This is a genomic window from Streptomyces sp. PKA51 (genome assembly GCF_057552455.1).
The window spans coordinates 176127-185057 of the sequence record NZ_BAAJPZ010000014.1 but is presented as its reverse complement, the minus strand read 5'-3'; the positions used below and the strand labels follow the sequence as shown (position 1 = coordinate 185057).

At 70.6% G+C, this 8931-nt stretch carries 9 protein-coding genes; 6 read left to right on the top strand and 3 right to left on the bottom strand.

Annotated elements, in window-relative coordinates; translation table 11 throughout:
* Positions 1 to 88: 88 nt before the first annotated feature.
* A complete protein-coding gene (gene mctP, locus AC27L3_RS21375) occupies positions 89 to 1720 on the bottom strand; it encodes a monocarboxylate uptake permease MctP (RefSeq protein WP_487235656.1) in 1632 nt (543 codons plus the stop codon).
* Positions 1717 to 2019: a DUF3311 domain-containing protein gene (locus tag AC27L3_RS21370; protein WP_487235655.1), complete on the bottom strand. Its 303-nt coding sequence runs from the start codon at positions 2017 to 2019 to the stop codon at positions 1717 to 1719. The genes mctP and AC27L3_RS21370 overlap by 4 nt, the downstream gene beginning before the upstream one ends.
* Positions 2020 to 2333: 314 nt before the next feature.
* Here AC27L3_RS21370 and AC27L3_RS21365 point away from each other — a divergent pair, with 314 nt between their 5' ends.
* The 6 genes from AC27L3_RS21365 to AC27L3_RS21340 all read left to right on the top strand — a co-directional run bounded on the left by AC27L3_RS21365 (position 2334) and on the right by AC27L3_RS21340 (position 8005).
* The gene (locus tag AC27L3_RS21365) at positions 2334 to 2954 is read left to right on the top strand and encodes a carbonic anhydrase (RefSeq protein ID WP_487235654.1); all 621 of its coding nucleotides are present in this window, start codon (positions 2334 to 2336) and stop codon (positions 2952 to 2954) included.
* A 35-nt stretch (positions 2955 to 2989) separates the two neighbouring features.
* Positions 2990 to 4537, top strand: a complete 1548-nt coding sequence (locus AC27L3_RS21360; RefSeq protein WP_487235653.1) for a SulP family inorganic anion transporter — start codon at positions 2990 to 2992, stop codon at positions 4535 to 4537.
* A 234-nt stretch (positions 4538 to 4771) separates the two neighbouring features.
* Entirely contained in the window at positions 4772 to 4924 is a 153-nt protein-coding gene (locus AC27L3_RS21355) for a hypothetical protein (protein WP_344438144.1), read from the top strand.
* 98 nt (positions 4925 to 5022) lie between these two features.
* The gene (locus AC27L3_RS21350) at positions 5023 to 6276 is read left to right on the top strand and encodes a hypothetical protein (protein ID WP_487235664.1); all 1254 of its coding nucleotides are present in this window, start codon (positions 5023 to 5025) and stop codon (positions 6274 to 6276) included.
* Positions 6273 to 6791: a glycine-rich domain-containing protein gene (locus tag AC27L3_RS21345; protein ID WP_487235652.1), complete on the top strand. Its 519-nt coding sequence runs from the start codon at positions 6273 to 6275 to the stop codon at positions 6789 to 6791. Before AC27L3_RS21350 ends, AC27L3_RS21345 begins: the two co-directional genes overlap by 4 nt.
* On the top strand, positions 6788 to 8005 hold the full coding sequence (locus AC27L3_RS21340) for an MFS transporter (RefSeq protein WP_487235651.1): 1218 nt from the start codon (positions 6788 to 6790) through the stop codon (positions 8003 to 8005). The genes AC27L3_RS21345 and AC27L3_RS21340 overlap by 4 nt, the downstream gene beginning before the upstream one ends.
* Here the strand turns inward: AC27L3_RS21340 and AC27L3_RS21335 are convergent.
* Positions 7987 to 8775, bottom strand: a complete 789-nt coding sequence (locus tag AC27L3_RS21335; protein ID WP_487235650.1) for an ALF repeat-containing protein — start codon at positions 8773 to 8775, stop codon at positions 7987 to 7989. The genes AC27L3_RS21340 and AC27L3_RS21335 overlap by 19 nt on opposite strands.
* Positions 8776 to 8931 lie beyond the last annotated feature (156 nt).

The following is an 8931-nucleotide window of genomic DNA, read 5'->3' as shown; positions in this document are numbered from 1 at the left end:
CGGGGGGGGGGGGGCGCCCCCCCCCCCCCCCCGGCTCTTGATGCTCTCCTGACGGAGTCTTTCGGTGGAGTTTCCCGACGACCCGGGCTCAGGTCGCCGCGGGCGCCTCCGCGGTGGCCGGCGGAAGCTCCTGGACCACGCCGGGATCCCCCGCATCGGCCGTGTAGTCCGACGGCCGCGTGAGGTCGACCCCGTCCGGTGCCTTCACCGCCCGCAGGACGACCGTGGCGACCACCGCCACCAGCACGTTGACCGCGAACGCCGTCAGGCCGATGTACCCCTTCTCCCCGATGAGCGGAATGATGTTGGTATTGCCGAAATGGTCCTGAGTGGCGCTGGGTGTCGCGTAGGCCCGCCACGTCCCGTACGCCATGCCTGCGGCCCAGCCCGCCAGCAGGCCCCAGCGGTGGAACCAGCGCGTGAAGAGCCCGCCCACCAGCGCGGGCACGGTCTGCAGGATCCAGATGCCGCCAAGCAGCTGGAAATTGATGGCGACCGTTTTGTCCATCGTCAGCACGAAGGCGAGGGCGCCGACCTTGACCAGCAGGGATGCGAGCTTGGACACCTTCGCCTCGTGCTCGGGCGTGGCGTCCGGCTTCAGGAAGTCCTTGTAGATGTTGCGGGTGAACAGGTTCGCGGCGGCGATCGACATGATCGCCGCCGGCACCAGCGCCCCGATGCCGATGGCGGCGAACGCCACGCCCGTGAACCAGTCGGGGAACATGTCCTCGAACAGCTGGGGGATCGCCAGCTGCCCGTTGCCCACCTTCACCCCCGCGGCGATGGCCATGAAGCCGAGCATGGCCAGCAGGCCGAGCATGAGGGAATACAGCGGCAGGATGGTGGTGTTGCGGCGGATGACGTTGCGGTTCTTGCTGGAGAGCACCGCGGTCACCGAGTGCGGGTAGAGGAAGAGGGCCATGGCGGAGCCGAGGGCGAGGGTCGCGTACGCCCACTGGGCATCGGACCCGGTCACGAGCGCACCGCGTGGTTTGCCGGTGGCCGGATTCTCGGTCGCGAACGCCTTGGCCGCCTTGGCGAAGATCTCGTCGAAGCCGCCGAGCCGCATCGGGATGTAGATGATCGCCACCGCGATGACGATGTAGATGAGGGCGTCCTTGACGAACGCGATGAGCGCCGGCGCGCGCAGTCCGGAGGAGTAGGTGTAGGCGGCCAGGACGCCGAAGGCGATCAGCAGCGGCAGATCCTTGACGAACCAGTTGGCGTTCTCGCCGCCCCCCACGCCCAGTACGTCCAGTACCGCCTGGATTCCCACCAGTTGCAGGGCGATGTACGGCATGGTGGCCAGGATGCCGGTGACGGCCAGGGCGAGGGACAGGCCGCGGGAACCGAACCGGCCCCGGACGAAGTCCGAAGAGGTGACGTAGCCGTGCCGGTGCGAGACCGACCACAGGCGCGGCAGGAAGGTGAAGACGAGCGGATAACAGAGGATGGTGTACGGCACGGCGAAGAATCCGGCCGCACCGCCCGCATAGACGGCGGCCGGGACGGCGACGAAGGTATAGGCCGTGTAGAGGTCGCCGCCCAGCAGGAACCAGGTGATCCAGGTGCCGAAGGAACGGCCGCCCAGCCCCCACTCGTCGAGGCTGTCGGCGCTCTCCGCCTTTCGCCAGCGCGCGGCCCAGAAGCCCATGACCGTCACGGCCAGGAAGAAGAAGACGAAGACGGCCAGTGCCACACCGTTGACCCCTTCCTTCACTTCGATTCACCTCCCTTGAGCAGGCGTTCGCGACGGCGAACGAGGACATAGGCGATCGCGGTCAGCAGCGTCGCGATGAGCACCCACAACATCTGGTACCAGTAGAAAAAGGGAATACCGATGAACGCCGGGGAGACGCGGGCGTAGGAGTCGACCCACAGCATGGCCACGAAGGGGATGGCCAGGCAGATCCCGGCGACGATCAGGGGTGCGGGGGAGGCGGCCGCGCGCGGGCGCGGGCCGTCCGCGGCCGAATGGGCAACCGGTCGTCCGGCTTGTTGCTCGGGGGGTTCCGACATCAGTGGCTCCGTCCCTGGTTGCGATCACATGTGTAATGCGCTGGAAATCTAGGGGAGCTCCTGGCCGGCGTCACCCCTCTTCCGCATATCGGGATGACGGCGGTTGGCGGAATGCTGTCGTCCGTTACCGTGCGGCAATGGACTGGACCAGCTGATCGTCAACTGTCAACTCTTGTCCAGGATTTGACAAGAACTTTTATCTCCCCTCCTGGGGTAATGCACTGGTAAAGTGCTGGTCGCAGCAAGCTCTTGATCCGACCCGACCACACCGCGCCCCGGCGAAGAGCCGCAGTGGCGCAGGAGGCAGGCCCATCATGAAGTCACTGATCGACAAGGCCCGGTCCTTCGCGACCACCCACGTGGCCGACCCCCGGTACGCCGAAGCCTTCCGGGCCCTGGAAGCAGGGCAGTCCCCGGAGGTCCTCTTCATCACGTGCTCCGATTCGCGCGTGGTGCCCGCGCTCATCACCGGCGCACGCCCCGGCGAGCTGTTCGAACTGCGCACCGCCGGCAACGTCGTTCCCCCCTACCCCACCAGCGGCGGCTCCACGGGCGAGGCCGCCACCATCGAGTACGCCGTGAGCGTCCTCGGCGTCCGCGACGTCGTCGTCTGCGGGCACTCCCACTGCGGCGCGGTGGGAGCCGTCGTCCGCGGCGAGGACCTCTCCGGTGTCCCCGCCGTGCGCGAATGGCTCGACCGCTCGGTGCCGCCGCACGCCCCGGTGCGTACGGTCGACCCGGACGCGCCGGACGTCGCCACCGCCGTACAGGCGCATGCCGTTGCGCAGTTGGAGACGCTGCGCGCCTACCCCTGCATCGGCGAGCGGATGGCGGACGGCGATCTGGCACTGCACGCCTGGTACTACGAAGTGCACACGGGTGCGGTGAGAGTGCACCGGCCCGAGGAGGGCCTCCTGGCGTTCGGACCCCTGTGACCCGGCCCGACACGAAGACCGAGGGATCCTCACCCATGTACTCCGCTTCCTCCTCCACCTCTTCCTCCTCCGCCACCACCTCCGCCTCCTCCTCCGCCTTTTCCGCCTTCTCCGCCTTCAGGAACCCGGCGGTCCTGCGTCAGGACGTCCTGGCCTCGCTCGTCGTCTTCCTCGTGGCCCTGCCGCTGTGCGTCGGCGTGGCCGTGGCATCGGGCGTGCCCGCCGAACTGGGCCTGATAACCGGCATAGTCGGCGGGCTCCTCGTCGGCCTGATGCCGGGCAGCACCATGCAGGTCAGCGGGCCTGCCGCGGGCCTGACCGTGCTCGTCTTCGAGGCCGTCCGCGAGTTCGGCCTCGGCATGCTCGGCGCCATCGTGCTGCTCACCGGCGTGCTCCAGATAGGGCTGGGCGCCGTGCGGTTCGGCCGCTGGTTCCGGGCCATCTCCGTGTCGGTCGTCCAGGGCATGCTGGCCGGCATCGGGCTCGTCCTGATCTTCGGCCAGCTCTACACCATGGCCGGCGTCAAACAGCCGCGCTCCGGGCTCGAGAAGATCTTCGGCATTCCCGGGCTGGTCGCCGACATCGCCACCAGCAGCGCCGCGCTGACCGCCTTCGCCGTGGGCCTGGGCACCATCGCCGTTCTCGTCGGCTGGAAGAAGCTGCCGGCCAAGGCCCAATCCGTACCCGCCCCGCTCGCGGCCGTCGTCCTGGCCACCGCGGTCACCGCGGGCTTCGGCCTCGATGTCGCCAAGGTCAAGGTCCAAGGGCTCCTCGACGCCGTCCAGCCGCCCGGCCTGAACGATCTGACCTCCCTCGGCAGCGCCGGCGTCGTCGGCACGGTCGTCGCCTTCACGCTCATCGCCTCCGCCGAATCGCTGTTCAGCGCGGCGGCGGTCGACCGCATGCACGACGGCCCGCGCACCCAGTACGACAAGGAGCTGATCGCCCAGGGCCTGGGCAACGCGGTGTGCGGCGCGCTCGGGGCCCTGCCGATGACCGCCGTCATCGTCCGCAGCTCCGCCAATGTCCAGGCCGGCGCGCGGACGAAGCTCTCCCGCGTCCTGCACGGCGCCTGGCTGCTGCTGTTCACCGCGCTGCTGCCCACGGCGATCGGGATCATCCCGCTCGCGGCGCTGGCCGGCGTCCTGGTGCACGCGGGCTGCAAGCTGATACCGGTCAAGGAGATCGGCCCGCTGTGGCGCAAGCACCGCGGCGAGGCGGCCGTCCTCGGCGTCACGGCGGTCGCCATCGTGACGACCAGCATGTTCGAGGGCGTCGTCCTCGGCCTGGTGCTGGCCGTGGCGAAGTCCGCCTGGGAGACCTCGCACGTCCAGGTCGACGTCCGGGAGCTCACCGGCGGCCGGACGGTCGTCACCCTCACCGGGAACGCCACCTTCCTGCGGCTGCCGCGCATCCTGGAGACGCTGGAGGCGCTGCCCAAGGACCGCCCCATCGAGCTGGACCTGTCGGCGGTGCGCCATCTGGACCACGCCTGCCGCACGGCTCTGGAGAACTGGTCCGTCCGCCACAACGACATCGGTATCGAGCCGGTGTTGATGAGGGAGCCCGCCTCCCGGGCATAGGTGCTCAGTGAGGGCTGCCCGCCGGCGCGAGGCCGGTGGGCAGCTCCGCCATGCCCAACTCCGTTGTCTCTAGGAGTATTTCGGCGGCTTGTACCGCATGGCACTTCATTGACACTCCATTGGCCAAGCCTTTACCTTCGGTGTGGCGGTACATAAGCAAGCGCATCGCCGTATTTCCTGCATCCGTTGCATTCGTTTCATTCGTTTCATTCTTGACCAATCCGGAGGTCCTCTATGGAGCAGCTGATCAAGAAGATGGCGCAGGACGAGGTCTGGAAGGGCTGGGTGGCCGCCAACTCCGCACAGGGCGCGAAGGACGGCTGCATCAGCGCCGCCCCGAAGGCCGGCTGCATCAGCGTCGCCGGCAAGACCGGCTGCATCTCCTGAACCGGCCCCCCCTGCAGCGACCGGAGCGGGCCGCCGGGGCCACGGCGCCCCGGCGGCCCGCTCCGCCGTCCTCGCCCCGGAAGGTGGCAATGAACACCATCAACGGTCAGCCGTCGCCCGACATCGTCGACCGGGTGCGGGACATCCCGGTCTACCGCGCCTCGGTCGACCGAGGACACTTCCCCATCCTGGAGAAGCCCGAGATAGCGCGCGGATTCCCCGACAACTGGATGACGCCGCAGCTGGCGCGGGCCCTTGAGGCCGGCGAGGCGGAGTTCGTGCTCTCCACGGGCACCAACCACGCCCGGATGCAGCTCATCCGCCCGCCGTACTTCCTGCTGCGCTCCTACTACCGGCTGTGGAGCGAGCACCCCGACATCGGCTGGACCTGGCACGCGGGCTGCCGGCGCGTCTCCCTGACCACCGTCCTGGCCACGGAGCACGTGGCGCGGGTCAACGCCGCCGAGCGGGGCGTTGCACCCGGGCCCGTCCCGTCGCCGGACCAGCGGTGGCTGGACGACCGCACGCTCTACCTCAACCTCCGCCTCGACCCCGCCCTGTGGGACCGCGCCGACGTCGAGCGGATGCTCGCCGAGATGCGGGCCGTCAGCGCGGCCCACCCCCACGGCGGCTACCACCTCGACTGCTCGGCCCAGCACCTCGCCCACCTCGTGCAGAAGGCCGGGCAGTGGGGGCTGCGGGACGCGCTGCCGCGGCCGTCCAGCATCATCCACGCCTACGAGTACGCGCCGCGCAACGTACGCCGCTACCTGCGCGAGTACTTCGACTGCCCGGTCATCGACCTCTTCGGCAGCACCGAACTGGGCTACCTCTACTACAGCGACCGGCACGGCCGGTACCGGCCCTACCTGGACGACATGAGCGTCGAGCTGATCCCCGTCGCACCCGGCAGCTCCATCCACAGCCTCATCGTCACCAGCGTCCGCAACCCGTACATGCCGCTCGTGCGCTACCGCTCCGGCGACTGCGTCCGCACGCTCGACGGCACCCCCGACCCCGAGCGCATCGCCGCCTTCTGCGGCCGGGAGAAGGAACTGCTCGCCACCCCGCACGGCCCGGTGGCGCACGCCGACCTCGACGACCGCGTCGCCGCGGTGTCCGACCGCGTGTTCCTCCACCAGCTGCAGCTCACGGGCGGGACCGACTGCCGGCTGGCGTACACGACGTTCGACGGCCGACCGCTGGACGCCTCCGCGGCCGCGGCCCTGGAACGGTCCGTGGCCGACCTGACCGGACGGCGCTGCGCGCTCGTGCACCGCACCCACATCCCCATCGGCGCGTCCGGCAAATACGCCTGGCTCGCCACCGACGCAGGACAGGACGCCTCATGAGCACACCCCGGCACACGAGCCCCGCCGACCTCCGCGCCCTGCTCGGCGAGGACCTGCACGAGGAAGTCGTGCAGTACGTCACCCACCGGACGGGGCACGAGCGCACGTATGCCGAACGCCAAGTCCTGGAATGCCTGCGTTACCTCTACCTCGTCTCCCGCCACCGCGAGCGGCTCGGCGGGCTCTTCCTGCCGGTCGAGCAGGAGATCGACGAGATCTGGCACTACCTGATCCTGCAGACCCGCGAATACCGCGCCCTGTGCGAGGAACGCCTGCCGGGACGTTTCCTCATCCACCACCGCAGCGTCGCCTACGAGACCCACACCGGCAACGGGGACGGCGACCGCGAGCGGGCGATCGAGGAAGCACTGCGCTGGATACCCCTGTACTGCGCCGAGTTCGGCCCCTTCGACGAAGGAGCACTGCCGCACTGGACCGTCGTGCGCTTCCTCCACGAGCGGATGGACATGACGCTCGCGCAGATCTCCGCCCTCGCACCGCTCACGGCCGCGTGACCGTCCGGCAGGCCGAAGCCCCCGAGCAGCGGCGCATCCTCGCCGTCCTGGTCATCTCCCAGGTGCTCAGCGGCGCGGGCCTGGCCGCCGGCATCACCGTCGGAGCCCTGCTCGCCGAGGACCTGCTCGGCTCGGCCGGCCCCGCCGGCCTGCCCACCGCGCTCTACACCGCCGGCGCGGCCCTCGGAGCGGTGGCCATCGGCCGGCTGTCCCAGCGCCTGGGCCGCCGCCCGGGCCTGGCCCTCGGCCACGCCACGGCGGCCGCCGGCAGCCTGGGCGTCGTGGCCGCGGCGAGCGCCCGCAGCGCGACCCTGCTCTTCACCGCCCTGTTCGTCTACGGCGCCGGCACCGCCACCAACCTGCTCGCCCGCTACGCCGGCGCCGACCTCGCCGCACCGGCCCGGCGCGGGCGCGCGGTCAGCACGATCCTGCTCGCCACGACCTTCGGCGCGGTCGTCGGCCCCAACCTGGCCGGCCCCACCGGCGAGGTGGCCCACGCCTGGGGCCTGCACCGCCTGACCGGCCCCTTCCTCCTGGCAGCGGCCGCCTACGCGGCGGCCGGCGTCGTCCTGGCGGCCCTGCTGCGCCCGGACCCGCTGCTGAGAGCACGGCAATTGGCGCCGCAAGGGCCGCCGGAGCCGGCGGCCGCACGCGTCCTGACCCCGGGCGTCGTCACGGGCACCGCGGTGATGATCACCGGCCAGCTCGTGATGGTCGCCGTCATGGCGATGACCCCCGTCCACATGACCGGCCACGGGCACGGCACCCAGGCGGCGGGCCTGGTCATCGCGGTGCACGTGGCGGCGATGTTCCTGCCGTCCCCGCTGTCGGGGCTGCTGGTCGACCGCGTCGGCAGCCTGCGCGTGGCGGCCGCCTCCGGGGTCGTCCTGGCGGCCGCCGGACTGCTCGCCGCCCTGGCCCCGCCGGACCGCGTCCCGGCCCTCGCCGTGGCCCTCGCCCTCCTGGGCCTCGGCTGGAACCTGTCGTTGGTCAGCGGCACGGCCATCGTCACCGACGCCGTACCGCTGACCGCCCGCGCCTCCGTCCAGGGCCTGGCCGACGTGGGCATGGCCATCGCCGGCAGCACCGGTGGCCTGCTCTCGGGCCTGGTCGTCGCAACCGGCGGCTACCCGGCCCTGGCAGCCGGCGGCGGCGTCCTGGCCCTGGCAACCCTGCCGATCGCCGCCGCGGCCTCTCAGACCCGACGCCGCTGACGCGCCACCATGAGCATCCCCGCACCGGCGGCGAGGGCAACGGCACTGCCCCCGACGGCCCACGGAAGCGCGGCACCGGCACCGGTGGCGGCCATCTCCCCACCGGCGGCGGGCGCCGCCTTGGTGCCGGTCTTCTCCTTCTTACCGGCGCCGTCGGCCACCGGAGCGGCCGTGCCGCTGCCACGGCTGTCGCTGGAGGCCGCGCCGTCCTTGCGACCGCTCTCGCCCGCCTCCTTCTCCTTCTCCTTCTTCTCCTTCTTCTCCTTCTCCTGGGCTTCCTTGGCGGCCTTCGCGGCGGCCTCGTCCTTGGCGCGCGCCTCGTACTGCCCCATTTCGAGGAAGCGCCGCACGTCCTCGGGCGTCCCCTTGAGCGCCTTCTTCGCGGCCTCCCGTACGGCAGGCCCACCGGCGCTCAGCACCTGAACGGCCCGCACCCGGTCGTCCGCGACCCGCGCCCGCTGATACCCGGTCGCCAGGAACGCCACCCGATCCTCGGCCGTCCCGTTCATCGCCTTCTCGGCGGCTTCCCGGACACCCGGCCCGACGTCCTTGCCCGCCCCGAGAATCCGCAGAATGGCCACCCGGTTGTCCTCGTCCCGTGCCGCGTACTGCCCGGTGACAAGGAAGGCCCGCATCCCCTCGGGCCCACCGCTGAGCGCCTTCTCCGCCGCCGCCTTGAGCCCACGACCGATGTTCGGCTCGCCCAGGATCTTCAGAATCGCAGCCTTGTCCTCTTCGGCCTGCTTGACCTCGCCCCCCGTGTCCGGCACGGAAACCGCGACCTCCTCACCCCCATCAGCGGCTACTGCGGGGGAGGAGAACAAAACAGCCGGAGCCAGTGCTGCGGCAACAATGGCGGTGGAAACACGGGCCAACTTCATGGGAATGCACCTACTTCTGACTGAAAAAACAACGAATTCATGGGG